20 protein-coding genes are annotated in these 19914 nt (G+C 60.2%); 12 read left to right on the top strand and 8 right to left on the bottom strand.

Annotated elements, in window-relative coordinates; translation table 11 throughout:
* Window positions 1-119 precede the first annotated feature (119 nt).
* Window positions 120-779, top strand: a complete 660-nt coding sequence (locus tag V6Z53_RS01525) for a glutathione S-transferase (RefSeq protein ID WP_338583827.1) — start codon at window positions 120-122, stop codon at window positions 777-779.
* 118 nt (window positions 780-897) lie between these two features.
* Here the strand turns inward: V6Z53_RS01525 and argH are convergent, their stop codons facing one another.
* Entirely contained in the window at window positions 898-2292 is a 1395-nt protein-coding gene (gene argH, locus V6Z53_RS01520) for an argininosuccinate lyase (protein WP_338583826.1), read from the bottom strand.
* Window positions 2293-2746: 454 nt separating this feature from the next.
* Here argH and V6Z53_RS01515 point away from each other — a divergent pair, with 454 nt between their 5' ends.
* The 7 genes from V6Z53_RS01515 (at window position 2747) to rsd (ending at window position 9151) form a co-directional block, all read left to right on the top strand.
* On the top strand, window positions 2747-3493 hold the full coding sequence (locus V6Z53_RS01515; RefSeq protein ID WP_338583825.1) for a LytTR family DNA-binding domain-containing protein: 747 nt from the start codon (window positions 2747-2749) through the stop codon (window positions 3491-3493).
* A gap of 138 nt (window positions 3494-3631) precedes the next feature.
* Complete coding sequence (gene hemC / locus V6Z53_RS01510; protein WP_338583824.1) at window positions 3632-4573, top strand: hydroxymethylbilane synthase; 942 nt, start codon at window positions 3632-3634, stop codon at window positions 4571-4573.
* Window positions 4570-5337, top strand: a complete 768-nt coding sequence (locus V6Z53_RS01505) for a uroporphyrinogen-III synthase (RefSeq protein ID WP_338583823.1) — start codon at window positions 4570-4572, stop codon at window positions 5335-5337. Before hemC ends, V6Z53_RS01505 begins: the two co-directional genes overlap by 4 nt.
* 16 nt (window positions 5338-5353) lie before the next feature.
* The gene (locus V6Z53_RS01500) at window positions 5354-6505 is read left to right on the top strand and encodes a uroporphyrinogen-III C-methyltransferase (protein WP_338583822.1); all 1152 of its coding nucleotides are present in this window, start codon (window positions 5354-5356) and stop codon (window positions 6503-6505) included.
* Window positions 6502-7740 (top strand): heme biosynthesis protein HemY, encoded by a 1239-nt coding sequence (locus V6Z53_RS01495; RefSeq protein WP_338583821.1) that lies wholly within the window; start codon window positions 6502-6504, stop codon window positions 7738-7740. The genes V6Z53_RS01500 and V6Z53_RS01495 overlap by 4 nt, the downstream gene beginning before the upstream one ends.
* Before the next feature lie 230 nt (window positions 7741-7970).
* Window positions 7971-8522, top strand: a complete 552-nt coding sequence (locus V6Z53_RS01490; protein ID WP_338583819.1) for a disulfide bond formation protein B — start codon at window positions 7971-7973, stop codon at window positions 8520-8522.
* Between the two features lie 170 nt (window positions 8523-8692).
* Window positions 8693-9151: a sigma D regulator gene (rsd, locus tag V6Z53_RS01485; protein WP_338583818.1), complete on the top strand. Its 459-nt coding sequence runs from the start codon at window positions 8693-8695 to the stop codon at window positions 9149-9151.
* Window positions 9152-9212: 61 nt separating this feature from the next.
* Here rsd and V6Z53_RS01480 read toward each other — a convergent pair whose 3' ends face one another.
* Complete coding sequence (locus V6Z53_RS01480) at window positions 9213-9878, bottom strand: FKBP-type peptidyl-prolyl cis-trans isomerase (protein WP_338583817.1); 666 nt, start codon at window positions 9876-9878, stop codon at window positions 9213-9215.
* Window positions 9879-10072: 194 nt separating this feature from the next.
* Here V6Z53_RS01480 and V6Z53_RS01475 point away from each other — a divergent pair, with 194 nt between their 5' ends.
* Window positions 10073-11302 carry an AlgP family protein gene (locus V6Z53_RS01475; protein WP_338583816.1) on the top strand — a complete coding sequence of 410 codons (1230 nt, stop codon included), beginning with the start codon at window positions 10073-10075 and terminating at the stop codon, window positions 11300-11302.
* Here the strand turns inward: V6Z53_RS01475 and V6Z53_RS01470 are convergent.
* The gene (locus tag V6Z53_RS01470) at window positions 11299-11763 is read right to left on the bottom strand and encodes a TIGR02444 family protein (protein WP_338583815.1); all 465 of its coding nucleotides are present in this window, start codon (window positions 11761-11763) and stop codon (window positions 11299-11301) included. The two genes, V6Z53_RS01475 and V6Z53_RS01470, sit on opposite strands and share 4 nt — an antisense overlap.
* Window positions 11764-11813: 50 nt before the next feature.
* Here V6Z53_RS01470 and V6Z53_RS01465 point away from each other — a divergent pair, with 50 nt between their 5' ends.
* The 3 genes from V6Z53_RS01465 to V6Z53_RS01455 all read left to right on the top strand — a co-directional run bounded on the left by V6Z53_RS01465 (window position 11814) and on the right by V6Z53_RS01455 (window position 15045).
* Window positions 11814-13724 carry an ATP-binding cassette domain-containing protein gene (locus tag V6Z53_RS01465; RefSeq protein WP_338583814.1) on the top strand — a complete coding sequence of 637 codons (1911 nt, stop codon included), beginning with the start codon at window positions 11814-11816 and terminating at the stop codon, window positions 13722-13724.
* The gene (locus V6Z53_RS01460; RefSeq protein WP_338583813.1) at window positions 13724-14305 is read left to right on the top strand and encodes a mechanosensitive ion channel family protein; all 582 of its coding nucleotides are present in this window, start codon (window positions 13724-13726) and stop codon (window positions 14303-14305) included. Before V6Z53_RS01465 ends, V6Z53_RS01460 begins: the two co-directional genes overlap by 1 nt.
* A 107-nt stretch (window positions 14306-14412) precedes the next feature.
* Window positions 14413-15045, top strand: coding sequence for a LysE family transporter (locus V6Z53_RS01455; RefSeq protein ID WP_338583811.1), 633 nt, complete (start codon window positions 14413-14415; stop codon window positions 15043-15045).
* A gap of 55 nt (window positions 15046-15100) precedes the next feature.
* Here V6Z53_RS01455 and V6Z53_RS01450 read toward each other — a convergent pair whose 3' ends face one another.
* From V6Z53_RS01450 to V6Z53_RS01430, 5 genes are all read right to left on the bottom strand, one after another.
* On the bottom strand, window positions 15101-15841 hold the full coding sequence (locus V6Z53_RS01450) for a penicillin-binding protein activator LpoB (RefSeq protein ID WP_338583810.1): 741 nt from the start codon (window positions 15839-15841) through the stop codon (window positions 15101-15103).
* A 3-nt stretch (window positions 15842-15844) separates the two neighbouring features.
* Complete coding sequence (lpoB, locus tag V6Z53_RS01445) at window positions 15845-16432, bottom strand: penicillin-binding protein activator LpoB (RefSeq protein ID WP_338583809.1); 588 nt, start codon at window positions 16430-16432, stop codon at window positions 15845-15847.
* Between the two features lie 36 nt (window positions 16433-16468).
* Window positions 16469-16840: a YcfL family protein gene (locus V6Z53_RS01440; protein ID WP_338583808.1), complete on the bottom strand. Its 372-nt coding sequence runs from the start codon at window positions 16838-16840 to the stop codon at window positions 16469-16471.
* A gap of 15 nt (window positions 16841-16855) precedes the next feature.
* Entirely contained in the window at window positions 16856-18253 is a 1398-nt protein-coding gene (locus V6Z53_RS01435; RefSeq protein ID WP_338583807.1) for a hypothetical protein, read from the bottom strand.
* A 206-nt stretch (window positions 18254-18459) separates the two neighbouring features.
* Window positions 18460-19857, bottom strand: a complete 1398-nt coding sequence (locus V6Z53_RS01430) for a hypothetical protein (protein WP_338583806.1) — start codon at window positions 19855-19857, stop codon at window positions 18460-18462.
* Window positions 19858-19914 lie beyond the last annotated feature (57 nt).

The following is a 19914-nucleotide window of genomic DNA, read 5'->3' as shown; positions in this document are numbered from 1 at the left end:
GCTCCTCAAGGAAAGGTGGCCAGTTTACCCGCATTCAGCCGCGTGATGCTGCTGGCAAGAAACCCGGGAGCGTTCTATAAACAGGCACTGCCCACCCCGCACGGCCTGGAGGCTTTGTGATGCTTAAGCTTTACGGATTTTCTGTCAGCAACTACTACAACATGGTGAAACTGGCGCTGCTCGAAAAGGGACTGCCATTCGAAGAGGTGCCGTTCTACGGCGGCCAAACGCCGGAAGCGCTGGCCATCAGCCCGCGCGGCAAGGTGCCGGTGCTGGGCGTTGAGCGGGGTTTCATCAATGAAACCAGTGTGATTCTCGAATACATCGAGCAAAGCCAGAAAGGTACGCCGCTGCTGCCGGTTGATCCTTTGGCGCGGGCACAAGTGCTGGCGCTGGCCAAGGAGATCGAGTTGTACATCGAGCTGCCGGGCCGGGCTTGCTACCCGGAAGCGTTTTTCGGCATGACGCTGCCTGACGCGATCAAGGAAAAGACCAAAACCGAATTGCTGCTGGGGATTGCGTCACTGGCCAGGCACGGCAAATTCAGCCCTTACGTGGCGGGCGAGAGCCTGAGCGTGGCGGATTTGTATTTCCTGTACAGCGTGCCGTTGGCTTGTGGGGTCGCCAAGAAGTTGTTCGACATCGATTTGCTCGCAGAACTACCGGCCGCCAAGGCGCTATTGCAGCGCTTAGAGCAGAATCCGAACGTACAGCGGATTGCGGCGGACAAGGAAGCGGCGATGCCGGCGTTCATGGCGATGGTCGCGTCCAAGAAGTAGATTTGTAGCGTTCTTGTGAATGTCATCGCGGGCAAGCCATGCTCCTACGGGTTTTGTGTCGTTCATGTGCTTGTGGCACGACACAAATCTGTAGGAGCAAGGCTTGCCCGCGATGCTTTTAGCGGCCGGCGAGCAGCGCCTGACCGCGCACCACGGCTGCCTTCACCTGCGCCGGCGCAGTGCCGCCGATGTGGTCGCGGGCATTGACCGAGCCTTCCAGGGTCAGCACGGCGAACACGTCCTGGTCGATCTGGTCGCTGAACTTGCTCAGTTCTTCCAGGCTCATTTCCGCCAGGTCCTTGCCGCTTTCCACGCCGTATTTCACGGCATGGCCAACGATTTCGTGGCAGTCACGGAACGGCAGGCCACGACGCACCAGGTAGTCAGCCAGATCGGTGGCGGTGGAGAAACCGCGCAGAGCCGCTTCGCGCATCATCGCGTGCTTGGGCTTGATCGCCGGGATCATGTCGGCGAAGGCGCGCAGCGAATCGCGCAGGGTGTCGGCAGCGTCGAACAGCGGTTCTTTGTCTTCCTGATTGTCCTTGTTGTAGGCCAGCGGCTGGCCCTTCATCAGGGTCAGCAGGCCCATCAGCGCACCGAATACCCGGCCGGTCTTGCCACGCACCAGCTCCGGCACGTCCGGGTTTTTCTTTTGCGGCATGATCGAGCTGCCGGTGCAGAAGCGGTCTGGCAGATCGATGAACTGGAACTGCGCGCTGGTCCACAGCACCAGCTCTTCGGAGAAACGCGACAGGTGCATCATCGCGATGCTGGCAGCCGAGCAGAATTCGATAGCGAAGTCACGATCGGACACGTTGTCCAGCGAGTTGCCGCCGACGGCGTCGAAGCCCAGCAGTTGGGCGGTGTATTCGCGGTCGATCGGGTAAGTCGTGCCCGCCAGAGCAGCGCTGCCCAATGGCATGCGGTTGGTGCGCTTGCGGCAGTCGACCAGACGCTCGTAGTCACGGCTGAGCATCTCGAACCAGGCCAGCATGTGGTGCCCGAAGGTCACTGGCTGCGCGGTTTGCAGGTGAGTGAAGCCGGGCATGATGCTGCCCGCTTCGCGCTCGGCCTGTTCCAGCAAGCCTTTTTGCAGGCGGGTGATTTCGCTCAGGATCAGGTCGATCTCGTCACGCAGCCAAAGGCGAATATCGGTGGCGACCTGGTCGTTACGGCTACGGCCGGTGTGCAGCTTTTTACCGGTCACGCCGATACGGTCGGTCAGGCGCGCCTCGATGTTCATGTGCACGTCTTCGAGATCGATGCGCCAGTCGAACTGGCCGGCCTCGATTTCACCCTGGATGGTCTTCAGGCCATCGGTGATGCTGTCGCGCTCGGCATCGGTCAGCACGCCGACCTTGGCCAGCATGGTGGCGTGGGCGATCGAGCCCATGATGTCGTGGCGATACAGGCGCTGGTCGAAAGTGACGGAGGCGGTGAAGCGGGCGACGAAGGCGTCGACGGGTTCACTGAAGCGGCCGCCCCAGGACTGATTGGTCTTGTCAGTGCTCATGAATTCGCTCGTATCGGCTGAAGAAAAATGGCGTTGAAAGCTGGCGCGGATAATAACAGGGTTGCCAATCCTGTCGCTGACACTGGTCGACTGGTTTTTCCAGCGTGCGTCATACCCAGGGCGGCGTCTCAACATTTTGCACAATGATATTTTCCATTTGAGCAATATCGCTCCGGCAACCGTCTACAGTTGGTCAGTAGGAACAGTGCACTTCTCGGTGCAGCCGCTGACTATAAGAAGAGGGGGTGTTCATATTGCGTATCAGCAAACCCTGTGGCGATGTGTCGCCAAAGCGGGCCTGGGCCGCTAATCGCCCGGCAGATGAAAATTTAGCTGCCCGACCAGCGGCACTTTTTGACGCTCGCGCTAGTCTTAGCGTGGATCGCGGTGACGGACGTCACTTCACCTGTCTACGCTATCCTTGTGCGAGACTCACGCAGGAATCCAGCGCAATATGAATGTCCTGATCGTTGATGACGACCCCCTTGCCCGCGAGCGCCTGAGCCGAATGGTTGGCGAACTCGAGGGATACAGTGTCCTGGAGCCCAGCGCCACGAACGGCGAAGAAGCGTTGGCACTGATCGACAGCCACAAGCCGGATATCGTGCTGCTCGATATCCGCATGCCAGGCCTCGATGGCCTGCAAGTGGCCGCGCGATTGTGCGAACGCGAAACCCCGCCCGCCGTGGTGTTTTGCACCGGGCCCGATGAATTTGCCGTGGAAGCCTTACAGGCCAGCGCCGTAGGCTATCTGGTGAAACCTGTGAGAACTGAACATTTACATGACGCGTTAAAAAAAGCTGAGCGCCCCAATCGTATTCAACTCTCGGCCCTGACCCGGCCGGCCGCCGAAAGTGGCAGTGGCCCACGCAGCCATATCAGCGCCCGCACCCGCAAAGGGATCGAGCTGATTCCGCTGGATCAAGTGGTCTACTTCATTGCCGACCACAAATACGTGACCTTGCGCCACGAAGCCGGCGAAGTGTTGCTCGATGAACCGCTCAAGGCCCTTGAAGACGAATTCGGTGACCGTTTCGTGCGCATCCACCGCAATGCACTGGTCGCTCGCGAGCGCATCGAACGTTTGCAACGAACGCCTCTGGGGCATTTTCAGCTGTTCCTCAAAGGCTTGAACGGCGATGCATTGATCGTCAGTCGGCGCCATGTGGCCGGCGTACGGAAGATGATGCAACAGCTTTAATTCGCTGGGCGCAGACGAATTTCACACCCGATTGCCGGACATCCGGGGCCAGGGAGGCCGAGTAGTTTCTGATACAAGTCAAAGTGGATTTGGCTGAGCTGTTATTATCCGCCGTATCTATTCAGTACGGATTGATCCATGTCCTCTCGCCAAATCCGCATCGCCACCCGCAAAAGTGCTCTCGCCCTGTGGCAGGCCGAATACGTCAAAGCCCGTCTGGAGGAGGCCCACCCAGGTCTGCTCGTGACCTTGGTGCCCATGGTCAGTCGCGGTGACAAGCTGCTCGATTCACCGCTGTCGAAAATCGGCGGTAAGGGCCTGTTCGTCAAGGAACTGGAAACCGCGCTGCTGGAAAACGAAGCCGACATCGCCGTGCACTCCATGAAAGACGTGCCGATGGACTTCCCCGAAGGCCTCGGTCTGTACTGCATCTGCGAGCGCGAAGACCCGCGCGACGCATTTGTCTCCAATACCTACGCCAGCCTCGATGAGTTGCCGCAAGGCAGCATCGTCGGCACGTCGAGCCTGCGCCGTCAGGCCCAGTTGCTGACCCGTCGCCCGGACCTGGAAATCCGTTTCCTGCGCGGTAATGTGAACACGCGCCTGGCCAAGCTCGATGCCGGAGAATACGACGCCATTATTCTCGCCGCGGCCGGTTTGATCCGGCTGGGTTTTGAAGATCGCATCACCTCGGCCATCAGCGTCGACGACAGCCTGCCGGCCGGTGGCCAGGGCGCAGTGGGGATTGAATGTCGCACCGCCGACAGTGAAATTCACGCTTTGCTGGCGCCGTTGCATCACCAAGACACCGCCACTCGAGTGACCGCCGAACGTGCCCTCAACAAACATCTGAATGGCGGTTGCCAGGTGCCAATCGCCTGCTACGCCGTGCTTGAGGGCGAGCAGGTCTGGTTGCGTGGCCTGGTGGGCGATCCGAGCGGCGGCCTGCTGCTCAGTGCCCAGGCCCGCGCGCCGCGTGGCGATGCCGAAGCTTTGGGTGTGCAAGTGGCCGAAGACCTTTTGAGTCAGGGCGCCGCCGACATCCTCAAAGCGGTTTACGGCGAGGCAGGTCACGAGTGACAGGCTGGCGCCTGCTGCTGACGCGTCCCGCGGATGAGTCGGCGGCGCTCAGCGATCTGTTGGCCGGGCAGGGGATTTTCAGCAGCACCCTGCCGCTTTTGGACATCGTGCCGATCCCTGCCTCTGACACAATGCGCGATGTGATCCGGGCGCTGGATCGCTACTGCGCAGCGATCGTGGTCAGCAAACCCGCCGCGCGAATCTGTGTCGATCTGGTCGAGCGGTTTGGCTCGCCAGCACCGTTTGTGAAGTGGTTCAGTGTCGGCGCGGCGACGGCGCAGATCCTTGAGGGTCACGGCCTGGACGTAAGCTTCCCCGAGGGCGGCGATGACAGTGAAGCCTTGCTTGAACTCGCAGCGTTGCGCGAGGCTATCACCCGGCCTGATCCGCGGGTGTTGATCCTGCGCGGTGAGGGCGGGCGCGAGCTGCTGGCCGAGCGCTTGCGCGAGCGAGGTGCTAGTGTCGAGTATCTGGAACTGTATCGTCGCGAGCTGCCGCAATACCCGCCGGCAGCGCTGCCGGACCTGATTGAAGCGGAACACCTGAACGCACTGGTGGTCAGCAGTGGACAGGGTTTTGAGCACCTGCATCAACTGGCTGGCGATGCCTGGCCGCAGTTGGCGCGGTTGCCGTTGTTTGTACCAAGCCCCAGGGTTGCCGAGCTGGCACAAGCTGCCGGTGCCCTGACAGTTGTGGATTGTCGTGGCGCGAGTGCCGCGGCTTTGCTGACGGCGTTACGGGAGCATCCCGAACCCGTTCTCTAATGCAAAGGATGGATACGTGAGCGAAACAGCCTTGCCTAAAGATGACTCGCGGCCTGTGCTTGATGCACCGGTTGATGCTCCTGTTAATGAAATGCCGCCTCCCCCTGCTGCACAGCCGAGCCGAGGCAATGGGCTGGCAATCGTCGCGCTGCTGCTGGGCGCCGCCGGTGTGGCGGTGGGTGGTTGGGGCGTCTGGCAGGTGCGTCATCTGCAAGCGACCAACCAGCAGCAGCTGAGCCAGGTGCAGGCGTTGAGCGACGAGGCGCAAAACCTGAAGCTCAATGAACAGCGCCTGAGCGCGCGTCTTGAGCAACTGCCCGGCGCCGATGTGCTGGAAGAGCGCAGCCGTCTGGTGATCCAGTTGCAGGGTGATCAGCAGCGACTCAATCAACGTCTGGAAACCGTCCTCGGCGCCAGCCGCAAGGACTGGCGTCTGGCTGAAGCCGAGCATCTGTTGCGTCTGGCCAGCCTGCGGCTTTCGGCGTTGCAGGACATCAGCAGCGCCCAGGCCCTGGTGCAGGGCGCCGATGAAATTCTCCGCGAACAGAATGACCCCGGCTCTTTCGCCGCCCGCGAACAAGTGGCCAAGACCCTGGTGGCATTGCGCAGCACCGAGCAGCCGGATCGCACCGGTTTGTTCCTGCGACTGGGCGCGCTGCGCGATCAAGTCATCAGCCTCACCGAGCTGGCACCCGAGTACAAGGATCGCGGCGAATCGCTGCTGGGCCTGACCGCCGATGGCGATGGCGCCAGCCGCTGGGCGCAATGGTGGGATCAGATCTCGCGCTACATACGCATCGATTTCAACGCCGACAAAAATGTCCGCCCATTGTTGGCCGGGCAGAGTCTGAGCCAGGTGCGCCTGGCGCTGAGCCTGGCGCTGGAACAGGCGCAATGGGCCGCGCTCAACGGTCAGGCCGCGGTTTACAGCCAGTCGCTGGATGAGGCGCGAGATGTGCTCAAGGGCAATTTCAACCCGGACAACCCGCAGAGCAAAGTGATGCTTGAGCAGGTGGCCGAGTTGAGCGCGCAACCGGTCACTGTGGTTACCCCGGATCTGACCGGCACGCTGAGCGCGGTTCAGGGTTATCTGGAACGGCGTAACGTCAATGCCGAAGACTCGATCAAACCGCTGGCTAAACCTGCCACCCAGGAGGCCACGCCATGAAACGCCTCTATGTGATCGTGTTTCTGGTCATCGCCATTGCCGCTGCGCTGGGTTTGGCGATCGCCGAGCATTCCGGTTACGTGCTGATCGCCTACAAGAGCTTTCGCTTCGAATCGAGCCTGTGGGCAACTCTGGCGCTGCTGGCGGTTCTCTGGCTGGTGTTCTGGGGCATCAAGGCATTGATCGAACTGGTGACGACCTCCGGAGGTGTGGTCAATCCCTGGTCGCGGCGTAATCGCAGTCGCCGGGTTCAAGTGGCGATCGAACATGGTCAACTGGACCTGGCCGAAGGTCGCTGGGCCAGCGCGCAGCGTCATTTACATCGCGCTGCGGAAGCCGAACGTCAACCGTTGCTGTACTACCTCGGTGCAGCGCGTGCGGCGAACGAACAAGGACATTACGAGGAGAGCGACAACCTGCTGGAGCGCGCGCTTGAGCGTCAGCCTCAGGCGGAATTGGCGATTGCCTTGAACCACGCACAATTGCAGACCGATCGCGGCGATACCGACGGAGCCCTGTCGACCCTGCAAGCGATGCACGAACGTCACCCTCATAACGCCCAGACCCTGCGCCAGTTGCAACGCCTGCATCAGCAGCGGGGCGACTGGTCGGCGGTCATTCGCCTGCTGCCGGAACTGCGCAAGGACAAAGTGCTGCCACCCGCGGAACTGGCCGAGCTGGAGCGTCGCGCCTGGGGCAAGAATCTGTCCCTGGCGGCGCATCAGGAAGAGGACGGCACCGTCGGCTTGCAATCGCTCAATCGCGCCTGGCAGCAACTGACGTCGGCTCAGCGTCAAGAGCCGCAACTGGTGCTCGCCTATGCTGAACAGCTGCGGCAACTGGGCGCGCAGGTCGAGGCCGAAGAAGTCTTGCGAACGGCTCTGAAGCGCAACTACGACAGTCATCTGGCGCGTCTCTACGGATTGGTTCGCGGCAGTGATCCGACTCGTCATTTGCAGCTTGCCGAAGGTTGGCTCAAGGATCATCCCGCCGATCCGAGCCTGTTGCTGACTTTGGGTCGCCTGTGTTTGCAAAGTAGCCTTTGGGGTAAAGCCAGGGATTATCTGGAAAGCAGTCTGCGCGTGCAGCGCAATCCGGAAGCCTGCGCCGAACTCGCGCGGCTGCTCGCGCAAATGGGTGATACCGAGCGCAGCAACCAGCTGTTCCAGGAAGGCCTGGGCCTGCTGGATGAGCGCTTGTTGTCGGCGCCGCTGCCGGTGCCGGCTCACGCTTGATAGCTATTCAAAGGCATTGCATGGAAGACAGTTCAGAGCGGTGAAGTTCGCCCTGTTTTTGTCTTCCTATCGCATCTTAAGCAAAGTCCTACAAAGGACTACATCTGATCCTGTAGCTTCTGTCGGGATTTCCCTACATCCCCGCTGAAGTGTCGCTGGCGACCCGCCTTGAAAGGCTGGCGCGCTTTCCTCTACCGTAGCCGTCGGTCCTTAATTGTTACGGAAAAGCCATGTCGTTGGCCTGCTCACGCTCCTTGTTCTTCACGGTTTTCGTTACGGGCGCCCTGGTCCTGGGCGCGTCTTACTATCTGGAATATGCCGTCGGCCTCACGCCGTGTGGCTTGTGCCTGTTGCAACGGGTTTGCCTGGCGTTGCTGACGGGTGTCTGCCTGGTGGCTGCCGTGCAGGGGCCTGGTCAACTCGGTGCCTTGCTGTATTGGTTGTTGGGTCTGCTCTGCAGCCTGGCAGGTACGGCCACGGCGTGGCGGCAGGTATTGTTGCAAAGTGACCCGGTGCATCAGCTGTCGGCCTGCGCGCCGCATCTGACAGAGCCGCTCGCCAACGCGCCGTGGACGTGTGTCATGCAGCAGATGTTCAAAGGCACCGTCGACTGCGTGCAGATCACCTGGACGCTGTTCGACCTGAGCATTCCGGAGTGGAGTCTGCTGTTCTTCGTCGCGATGATGATTCTGTGTGTTTATCAGCTGCTGCGCCTTGTCTGGACCGCTTTGCAACGACCGCTCAGCGGCGAGTCGTCGCACCGGGCCTTTGTGCGTGATTAAACACTTGTATGAACTTTATCGCGTGCGTACCTTGAAGCCACAGTCGCGCGGGCATAATCTGGCCCGCACGTGTCATTGGAATTCTGTTGCTCGATGACGCTCTGTCCGACCGCCCATACAAGAGGCGAGCGGGCATAGAGCAGCTGACCCACAAGGGAAGAGAGATCACCATGCTCGAAAGTTGTCAGAATGCTCAGGAACGCTGGGGTGGAGTGCACCTTCTGATCGATCGCTGGTTGCAGGAACGCAAGGACCTGATCGACGCATACGACAAGCTCGGCGCCACACCTGAAACGCTGGGCGAGAACCGAAAGCCTTTGCAGGAATTCTGCGGCGTGTTGGTCGATTACGTCTCCGCCGGGCACTTCGAGATCTATGAGCAGCTGACGGGGGAGGCCAAGGCCTTCAACGACAAGCGAGGCCTGGAACTCGCCGAGACCATCTACCCGCGCATTGACGTCATCACCGAGAAGCTTCTCGCGTTCAACGACCTGTGCGATGAAGGAAAGTGTGTCGCAGAGAAGTTCAAGGAACTCGGCGGCCTGTTGCACGAACGCTTCGAACTGGAAGATTGCCTGATCGAAGTGCTGCACACCGCTCACAAGGAAACCGATTCGGTCCAGGCCTGAAGCGCTTTCCCGCAAGACCCCGAAACGGCGTGCCAAGGCACGCCGTTTTTCATTTGCGCTGTCAGCTGGTAGCGCCGCGTAATTCGACTTCGAATACCAGAGGCGTGAACGGCGCGATCAGGTCGCCGGCACCATCTGCGCCATAGGCTTGTGCCGATGGAATCACCAGACGCCATTTCGCGCCGACCGGCATGTTCTGCAATGCGCTGCGCCAGCCGCTGATCACGCTGTCGAGACTGAACCACTGTGGCTGACTGTTCTGGTCGAACACGGTGCCGTCGGGAAGGCGTCCGATGTAAAGCACCTGCACTTTTCCATTCGGTCCGGCCTTGGCGCCAGTACCGGGTGCCAACTCGGTCAGCAGAATTCCATCAGTCAGTTCACGAACGCCGGGCTTGGCTTTTTCCTCGGTGAGAAAACGTTGCTCGTTTTCCAGCGCACGCTCGCTTTGTGGTGCGGGTGTCTGCATGGCGACCCGGGCTTCGTGCTCGGTGAGAATCTGCTCGATCTGCTCGTCTTTCAACGCCAGTGGCTTGCCTTGATAGGCTTGCTGCAAACCTTCGACCAGCGCCTTGAGTTGCAGGTCGGGAACCTCCTGGCGCAGGCGTTCACCCAGGCTCGCACCCAAGCTGTAAGCGAGATCGTGGGCGTCATTTTCCTGGGTTTTTTCGGCGGCCTGAGCAGCCGAAAAAATTACGCACAGCGATAAAAAAAGGTAGCGCGACATGGGCACTCTCCAGCCTGAGATGCGGGCGATTATGCCAGTGTGAATGCTCACAAAGGTGAACTGCTTTTTGCGTCGACGAAGAAGATTTTCGTTCGTTTGCAACGCACCGCTTTCGATAGTGTCAACATGCCCTAGCGGCGGTTGCAGCAGAGGTCTAGTATGAGCCGCAACTCACTTCAGCCAGGAGGTAAACCATGTCGGCCACCAAGAAGCCAGTAAACACTCCGTTGCACCTGCTCCAACAACTCTCGAGCAGCCTGCTCGAGCATCTGGAAACCGCTTGTTCCGAAGCCTTGGCTGATGCTGAAAAACTGCTCGCCAAGCTGGAAAAGCAGCGCGGAAAAGCGCAGGAAAAATTGCACAAATCCCGCACCAAATTGCAGGACGCTGCAGCGGCCGGCAAGGCCAAGGCACAAGCCAAAGCCAAGGACGGAGTGAAAGAACTTGAGGACCTGCTGGATGCTCTCAAAGAGCGTCAGTCGGACACTCGCGGCTACATCCTGCAACTCAAGCGCGACGCTCAAGAAAGCCTGAAACTGGCCCAGGGTATCGGTCGTGTACAAGAGGCTGTCGGCAAGGCGTTGTCCCTGCGTGCGGCCAAGCCTGCTGCGGCTCCTGCGAAGAAAGCCGCTGCCAAACCGGCTGCTGCAAAAGCACCGGCCAAGCCTGCCGCCAAACCGGTTGCCAAGGCACCGGTGAAAGCCGCAGCCAAACCTGCAGCGAAAAAACCAGCTGCGGCCAGCGCTGCAAAACCTGCGGCTAGAACTGCCGCTGCGAAGCCTGCTGCTGCCAAACCGACTGCTGCAAAAACAGCGGCTGCCAAACCTGCCGCGGCGAAAACCGCTGCAGCAAAACCAGCGGCAAAACCAGCTGTAAAAGCTGCTGCCAAACCAGCTGTAAAAACTGCTGCCAAACCAGCGGCAAAACCTGCCGTAAAAGCCGCTGCAAAACCTGCTGCTAAAACCGCTGCGGCGAAGCCTGCTGCCAAGCCAGCCGCCAAACCTGTTGCAGCCAAAACCGCAGCCAAGCCAGCGGCAAAACCAGCAGCAAAACCTGCTGCGAAAACAGCGGCTAAACCAGCTGCCAAGCCGGCCGCTAAAACCGCTGCCGCGAAACCTGCCACTGCCGCCAAACCGGCAACTGCCAGCGCCGCGAAACCTGCCGCAGCCAAACCCGCAGCCAAACCAGTTGCTGCCAAGCCTGCTGCAAAACCAGCGGCCAAACCTGCTGCTAAACCAGCAGCCAAGCCGGCAGTGAAAAAACCGGTTGTTGCCAAGCCAGCGACTGCCCCTGTTGCCAAGCCGGCTACCCCGGCTCCAGCCGCAGCACCTGCTTCGACAGCCTCCACCTCGACAGCTACGCCAGCACCAACGCCGGCCGCTGTTCCGAGCGCAACAACCTCCACCCCAACCAGCGCTTCCTAAGTGCCGGTTACCGCGACGCGCAGCTGATGCAGCGCGTCGCGGTCGAGGTGGGCGGCGTCCGCCGCCACACCTTCCAGCCAGGCCGATAGATCGGTCTTCTCTTCTTGCGGCCAGTTCTGCGCCGATCGTTCCAGTCGCTGTAACAGATGCCGCTCGGCTTCCAGCTCCAACGACTTCACTTGCTCTCGCAACTTGCTCAGCTCGACGTCCTTCGTCGCGGCTTCTTTCCATTGCATGCGCAATGCCCGCAACGGTCGCACGACATCAGCGTCCCAGGACGTGGTCTCACTGCGAAGTTGCTGCAAACGTTGTTCGTTGCAGGCGATGCCTCGTTGGCCAAGCCATGCCGCGCACAGCAGCAGACACACATTGACCCCCATTGACTGTAATTGCAGGCACGCCTGCTCAACGCCCGGTTTGGCGTAAGTGCTGAGGGAAAAGCTCCACAGGTCAGAGGACATAGTGCTACTCGCGCCAGTTGCGAGCGAAGCTGGTAGACTCCGCCGCCATTATGATTCGACTTCAGAACCTGACTTTACAGCGTGGCCCGCAACGTCTGCTAGAAGACGCCGAGTTGACGCTGCACGCCGGCCAGAAAGCCGGCCTCATCGGTGCCAACGGCGCCGGCAAATCGAGCATGTTCGCCTTGCTTCGGGGTGAACTGCACCCGGACTCGGGTGATTGCTTCCTGCCGGCCGACTGGCGTATCGCCCACATGCGCCAGGAGGTCGACACGCTCGAACGCCTGGCGGTCGACTACGTGCTCGATGGCGACCTGCGCCTGCGCCAGGTGCAACACGACCTGGCGGCAGCCGAAGCGGCCCATGACGGTGCCGCTCAGGCCCGCCTGCACTCCGAACTCGACAGCGCCGACGGGTACACCGCCGACGCCCGGGCGCGCAAGTTGCTGGCCGGTCTGGGCTTCACCAACGAGCAGATGGATCGTCAGGTCGGAGATTTCTCCGGCGGCTGGCGGATGCGTCTGAACCTCGCGCAGGCCTTGATGTGTCCTTCGGACCTGTTGCTGCTCGACGAACCGACCAACCACTTGGACCTCGACGCCATCATCTGGCTCGAAGAGTGGCTCAAAAGCTATCCTGGCACCTTGATGCTGATCTCCCACGACCGGGATTTCCTCGATGCCGTGGTCGATCATGTCGCGCACGTTGATCAGCGCAAAATCAACCTCTATCGCGGTGGCTACAGCGCCTTCGAGCGTGCCCGTGCCGAACGTCTGGCCCAGCAACAGCAGGCTTACGAGAAGCAGCAGGTGCAACGTGCGCACATGGAAAGCTACATCGCCCGCTTCAAGGCCCAGGCGACCAAGGCCCGGCAGGCCCAGAGCCGGATCAAGGCACTGGAGCGGATGGAAGAGCTGACCGCCGCCCACGTCGATTCGCCGTTCGACTTCGTTTTCCGCGAATCGCAGAAAATCTCCAGCCCGCTGATCGACCTGTCCGACGCGCGTCTGGGTTACGGCGACAAAGCCGTACTGGAGAAGGTCAAGCTGCAACTGACCCCGGGTGCGCGCATCGGCTTGCTCGGTCCGAATGGCGCCGGTAAATCGACCCTGATCAAAAACCTTGCTGGCGAACTGTCGCCGCTGGCCGGCCGGTTGACCCGTGGCGAGAACACCGTGGTTGGCTACTTCGCTCAGCATCAGCTCGACTCGCTGGACTCCAAGGCCAGCCCGTTGCTGCACTTGCAGCGTCTGGCGCCGACCGAACGCGAACAGACCCTGCGTGACTTCCTCGGCGGTTTCGACTTCCGTGGTGCGCGGATCGATGAGCCGGTACTGAATTTCTCCGGTGGCGAGAAAGCACGTCTGGCCTTGGCGTTGATCGCCTGGGATCGTCCGAACCTGTTGCTGCTCGACGAACCGACCAACCACCTGGACCTGGAAATGCGCCTGGCGCTGACCATGGCCCTGCAGGAATTCAGTGGTGCGGTACTGGTGGTCTCCCACGACCGTCACCTGCTCAAGAGCACCACCGACAATTTCTATCTGGTGGCGGACGGCAAAGTCGAGGAATTCGACGGCGACCTGGAGGACTACACCCGGTGGCTGGTGGAGTATCGCCAGCGCAATGCGCCGGTCAGCAACACCCCGGTCAATCCGGACAAGACCGACAAGAAAGCCCAGCGTCAGGCCGCTGCTGCATTGCGTCAGCAACTGGCGCCGCACAAGCGCGAAGCTGACAAGCTTGAAGCCGAACTCGGCAAGCTCCACGAAAAACTGGCGAAAATCGATACCAGCCTCGGCGACAGCGATATCTACGAGCCAGCGCGCAAGAACGAGTTGCGTGATCTGCTGGCCGAACAGGCCAAGCTAAAGGTGCGTGAAGCTGAGCTGGAAGAAGCCTGGATGGAAGCGCTGGAACTGCTGGAAAGCATGCAGGCGGAGCTGGAGGCGCTGTCCTGATGGACGCCTTCAAGCTGCCGCTGCCGGCCATGTGGGTAGAGCCGATCTGGCTCGGCGTGCAAATCCTGCTGATTCTGCTGGCCGGTTACATCACCCAGCGTTTCGTTGCCAAATGCCTGACCCGTCTCGGTGAGCGCTACCCGTTTCCGCCACAGTTGCTGATGCCGCTGCGCGGTGGGCTGCGCTGGCTGATCATGGGCAGTGCGCTGATTTTCGTGCTCGAGCGCCTCGGGGTTTCGGCCACGGTGCTGTGGACGGCATTGTCGGGGTTTGTCGCGGTCGCGGCGGTGGCCTTTTTCGCCATGTGGAGCGTGCTCTCCAATCTGCTGTGCGCGATCCTGATTTTTACCGTCGGCCCGTTTCGCCTCGGCGATGTGGTCGAGTTGGTGGACACCACCGACAAGCCCGGCGTCAAAGGCCGGGTGGTGGCGATCAATCTGCTTTACACCACATTGATCGAGGCTGAAGAGCTGGGCACCGGCAGCGCCATGGTGCAAGTGCCCAATAGCTTATTCTTCCAGCGTTCGGTGCGGCGCTGGCGCGGGACGGATGTGTTTCCGTCGAGCGGTTTTGAGAAGTAGGCGCGATCGCTGCCCGGCACTCGTCATATCCTGCAAAAAATCGGTAGTCATCGGCCCAAAGCCGCATTAGCTTAGACGTCTGTCACGAGTCCGAGTCGAGGTGTGCAATGGAGCTTCAAACATGGCTGGCGTTTTTTGCCGCCTGCTGGGTGATCAGCCTGTCTCCCGGTGCCGGCGCCATTGCGTCGATGTCCAGTGGTCTGCAATACGGGTTCTGGCGCGGTTACTGGAACGCGCTGGGCCTGCAATTGGGCCTTGCGGTGCAGATCGCCATTGTCGGCGCCGGTGTGGGCGCGATTCTTACGGCTTCGGCCTCTGCCTTCTACGCGATCAAATGGTTCGGTGTGGCGTACCTGGTCTATCTCGCGATCAAGCAATGGCGCGCGTTGCCCAGCGACATGAGCGATGACGCGGCCGTGCGCCAGATCGGCAAGCCGATGGCCCTGGTGTTCCGTGGTTTCCTGGTGAACATCAGCAACCCCAAGGCACTGGTATTCATGCTCGCAGTGTTGCCGCAGTTCATCGACCCGCACGCGCCACTGCTGATCCAGTACGTGATCATCGGTGTGACCATGGTCTGCGTCGATCTGATCGTCATGGCCGGGTACACCGGGTTGGCGTCCAAGGTGTTGCGCCTGTTGCGCACGCCCAAACAGCAGAAGCGCATGAACCGCACTTTTGCCGGCCTGTTCATCGGCGCGGCGGCGTTCATGGCAACGTTGCGCAAAGCGGCGGTGTAAAAGCGTCAGGCGCAAAAAAGGCGACCTTTTCAGGTCGCCTTTTTCATTTCGGGCATCAGCGCAAAATGATCGGTGCGGTATCCGCCGGCAGGTTATTTCGCAATGGGGCCTGCCCAGGTTGCTCGTAACCGCCGCCGAGCTGTTGGCTCAATTGCGCCGCAACGTCCTCACCCAGCGCCTTGGACACATCGCGCACGACGCGCGGGCGGTTCAGGGAGACCTTGATGTCGCGACCGTTTACCAGCTTGGTGTCCTGACCTTCGCCCATCGCCGTGAAGGCCGAGGTGATTTCGTAGGTACGGGTATTGATCAGGCTGAAATCCGCCACCAGTGTCAGTCCCAGCACCGCGGAATGACTGTCGGTGTTGGCCAGTTCGGTAACGTCGCGGGTGAAGTCGATGTCCGACACCGTGCCAAACAGCACGTAATCGGCACCTTTGAAGTTACCAGCCTTGATGCGCTTGATCACATCGTAGATGTCACCCTTGGACGCGGCCGTGTATGGCGTGCCCTGCACCAACTGGAACATGCCGGTACGAAGGATCTCGCCCTTGATGTCACCGGTGAATTTACGCAGCTCGGCTTGTTCGATGTAGCTGGTGGTGGCTTCGATCTCGTTGTAGTTCGACGACCCGCTGGCACCGTAGTAACTGTGGTTGTAGTTGTTCTGGGCCGAGACGATGTGGATGTACTGTTCCACCCGCTCTTGATACGCAAGGTCCGTGACCGCGACCTTCGGCGCTGCCTGCACGCCGAACGCACAGGCCAGGGCCATCAAGCCAATCCATGCACGCATTGATTAACGCTCCGTGGTCTTGCGGATCTCTTTTTCGTCCATCCACTCGGCCAGACCGCTTTCAACGTCGATCAGTTGCAGGCTGAATTTGTAGAAGACGTCCTTGTAGTCGCTGCTGCGCTTGACGATCGAGCTGATCGAACCTTCAAGGCGATACTTGGCGGCGACCATGTTGCCGGTCTTGGCCACGGTGCTCTTCTTGTACAGGCCGCTCTGGTTTTGCAGCTTCAGCTGATCGACCTGGCTCTGCATTTGGGTGTTGTCGCTGGCGAAGCGGGCGGTGCCGGTCTTCATCAGTTGAGTCTTGATGCTGGTGGTGATTTCGCGGGTGTCGATGTACTCGCTGGTCTTGTTCTTCACGTCATAGACCTGCACCACCGGACGGCCCTGCAGAATGCCGGACTGGGCCAGGGAGCGGGTCATGGTTTCGGCGATCATTTGCAGGTCGGTCGAACCGAATTCGTTGGTGACGGTTTCAACCGCTTTGGTATCGCCGTAGTTGATGTTCTTGCTGCCCAGGGTTGGCGAAGTGTTGGCGCAACCACTGGCGAGCAGGGCGATGACAGCGATGAAAGAAAAGCGTGCAAACATGGGAGTGCTCTCTAAAACAGGAATAGGGTGTCGTGCTTAAGGCGTCTTGATTTCCAGACGGAAATCCACGGCTTTGGCCGTCGGGGCGATGGCCTGAATGAAGCTGGTCTGTTCGCCGTACATCAACTGGCTCTTCCAGGTTTCCTCTTCGGCGACCGGGAAGCCTTCAGGGCCGAGCCAGGCGAAGCGGTAGTAGAAGGTCTTGTTGTTGTAGCTGGTGTTGCTCAGCTGCGTATTGACCGTCATGAAGCCGTTTTCCCGGGCCACGCGCATGGCGCCGACCACGATGTTCTTCAGTTTGCCTTGGGCCACGACTTTGCTGGCGGCACTGCCCGGCTCCGGCGGTGGCGGGGTGGCGCAGCCGGCCAGCAGGGCCAGGCCGAGGACAGCGATGAATTTGAAGCGCATGCAAAGACTCCGTTCTTAAGGTTTGGCGAGGCTGGCCACGGCGGTCGGGCTGGCGCTCGGGATCACATGGGCGGCGATGCCGCTGGCGAACACCTGGTTGCCTACGGCACGCAGGCTGATCACCTGATAACGCTGATCGACCGTGACTTTCACCGTCGAGCCACCCACCACGTTCGGTAGCGTGACGTGGTGTTCGCCCTTTTTCAGACGCAGACGCACCACTTGGGTGTTGTCGGGCAGCGTGCGCCACGTACGGGTATCGGCGCCTTCGAGCACGGCTGAAGTGAGGCCGACTGCCAGACCCGCCAGCGGGTTGGTTTCGTTGATCTTCTTCTGCGCCACGCCACGGGTCACCGCGCGAACGGTAGTGCGCACGATGATGCCCGGCATATCGTCGCGCAGGGCGCGTTGGGACATGGCCGTGGTGCTGTTGAGTTGCGTCAGGTTGAGCTGCTGACCGTCCACGCCGATCTGGGCAAACGTGGCGGTGGAGGTGTCAGCCTTGATGACCGGGAACGACAATGGGGTGATCACCACGCTACCGCTGATCGGCAGCGGCAGCGGAATGCGGATCGAGTCCCGGGCTGGCGCCAGACCGCTTTGCACGACGATCAGGACGTCGCTGTCCTCATCCTTGGTGCCTTTCTTGTCGAGGTCCTTCAACGCCTGTTCCAGCAATGGGGTGTTCGGGCGCAGTTCGGCGGCTTTGCGATAACCCGGTGCGGCCAGGTCTTTTTCACCCAGGGCTTCATAGACGAAACCGGCCAGATAATGGCTGAACGCACTCTGGTAGCTGTTTTTCAGGCCGACCACTTCCGGCGCATCGAGGCTGGCGACCGGGTAACCCTGCAAATCCTTGTACTGAGTGGTGATGCCTTCTTTCTCGGCTTCCTCTTCACTCTTGAGGTATTCCTTGTCCCGCAGATCGGCGATCACGGCTTCGCGTTCATGGGTTTTCTTGATCGCGGTACGCGCGCCGTCGAAGTCGTTCAGCGCCAGAAGGTTGAGGGCCATCTGCGTGGTCAACATCACTTTTTCGTAGTCGTAGCCTTCGTAGCGACGAACCTTGTCGTTCACCAGGAAACTGCCGAACTGGGCCAGATACTTGGCCGAATCAATCTTGACCGAGTCTTCCCACTTGCCCACCACTTGATCGGCGCTGGTCCAGGCATTCTGGCTACCCGACAGGTCACCCTTGGCGCGCAGCAGCTCGCCTTTCTCGAAGTAATAGAGCAGATCCTTGTCTTCGCCGGTGTTGTTCTTTTCCAGCAGGGTCAGGGCGGCCTCGACGTTGCCGGTGGCCAATTGCTGGTTGGTCTGTGCGAGTTCGGAATCGTAGTTACGGAAGGCGGAACAGCCGGAGAGCAACGTGACAGCGCTGAGCGCGATCGCGGTAAGGGCGCGGGATGCCATGGCGGGTACTTCTTCCCTGAATTTTTGCAGCCACGCGTGCTGGTCGGGCTGATGGGACCCACTGACAGGGATGTTGGCGTCCTGCCAGTTCCTCAAACATGAGGAGCTTAAATGCCGTCTCGCGGTCGCGAGGGCGCGGCATTATAAACATGGATGGTGGCAAAGCAGTGGCTTTTTGCTTTTATTTTATCGTCTAGTGCCACTACTTATTTCAGGCTGGACACGCGGCTTTCAGGGGAAAGGGCAGGCTGAAAGGCACTGCCGTTGACGTAAATCCGATCACCCAAAGCCCGTAGACCGATGACCTGATGGTTCTGGTCGATGCGGATTTTTAGCGGCGCTGCGCCGGGGGCATTTGGCAGGCTGAGCAGATGGTCGCCTTTTTTCAGGTGCAGTCGTGCCACCAGCGTGAGATTCGGCAAAGTGCGCCAGGTTCGGGTGTCTGCGTGCTCGAAGCCGTCATAGTGAGTCACATACGACGCTTTGCTCGGGTCGCGTCGATTGTCGGTGCCCTGCACTGACGCGGCCAGATAGGCGCGATAGGCCGTGCGCTGAATGATGCCCGGCATGTCATCGCGCAACGTGCGCAGTGACATATCGGTGATGCTGTTTACGGGGATCAGCTTCTGTTTGCGGCCATCGATGCTCATCTGGGTGAAGGCCGAGGTCGAGGTGTCGGGCACCATGACCGGAAAAGATACGTTGGCGACGATGACCTGATTGTCCTCCAGGCGCACCGGGTACGGGACGCGAACCGAACTGCGCGCCGGCGCCAGTCCGCTTTGGACGATGATCAGGACATCGCTTTCATCAGCCTTGGCTCGGGGCTTGTCGAGATCGCGCAATGCCTGTTCGAAGAAGGGCAGGTCGGGTCGCAATTCAATGGCATGGCGATAACCCGGTGCGGCGAGATCGCGTTCGCCCAGGGCTTCATAGGTAAACCCGGCGAGATAGTGGCTGAACGCACTTTGATAGCCGTTTTTCAGAGCCATCACTGCGGGGGCGTCAAGGGTCATCACCGGATAGCCCTGCAAATCCTTGTAATGCACGCGAACGCCCCGGGCCTTGGCTTCCTCTTCTATCCGCCCGTATTCCTGTTCCCGTTGTCGGGCAATCAGTGCCTCGCGTTCGTGGGTTTTTTTGATGTCGGCCCTGGCGCCGTCGAAGTCATTGACCGCTAACTGGTTGAGCGCCATTTGTGTGGTCAGCATGACTTTTTCGTAGTCGTAGCCATCGTAGCGACGCAACTTGTCGTTGATGATACTGCCCCAGTGATCACCCATCGCGGACAGGAGTTTGGTGCCGGTGGACTCTACCGTGTCCTGACGCTGGATCACCATTTGTTCGGCGCTGCGCCAGGCCACCTGACTTTGCGGCAGAGCCCCTGCCGCACTCAGCACAGCGCCCTTCTCGAAGTAATAAAGCAGGTCTTTTTCTTCTCCAGGATTGTGCACTTCAAGCAAAGAGAGCGCGCCTTGAGGATTACCGGTTTTAAGCTGATCGGTAGTTTGCTCCAGCTCGAGATCGTAGTTGCGGTAGGCAGCACAACCGCTCAGTTGCAGCGCAGTGCATAGCAGCAGAGAGAAAAAGACGCGTGATCTCATGAGCGATGATTCTTCCTTGAGCATGTCCAGCGGATGGTGGCAATTTGAGGTCAAATG

The sequence above is a fragment of the Pseudomonas sp. MAG733B genome (assembly GCF_036884845.1).
GTDB lineage: Bacteria > Pseudomonadota > Gammaproteobacteria > Pseudomonadales > Pseudomonadaceae > Aquipseudomonas.
The sequence above is the reverse complement of the archived record's forward strand: the minus strand, read 5'-3'. Positions and strand labels throughout refer to the sequence as shown.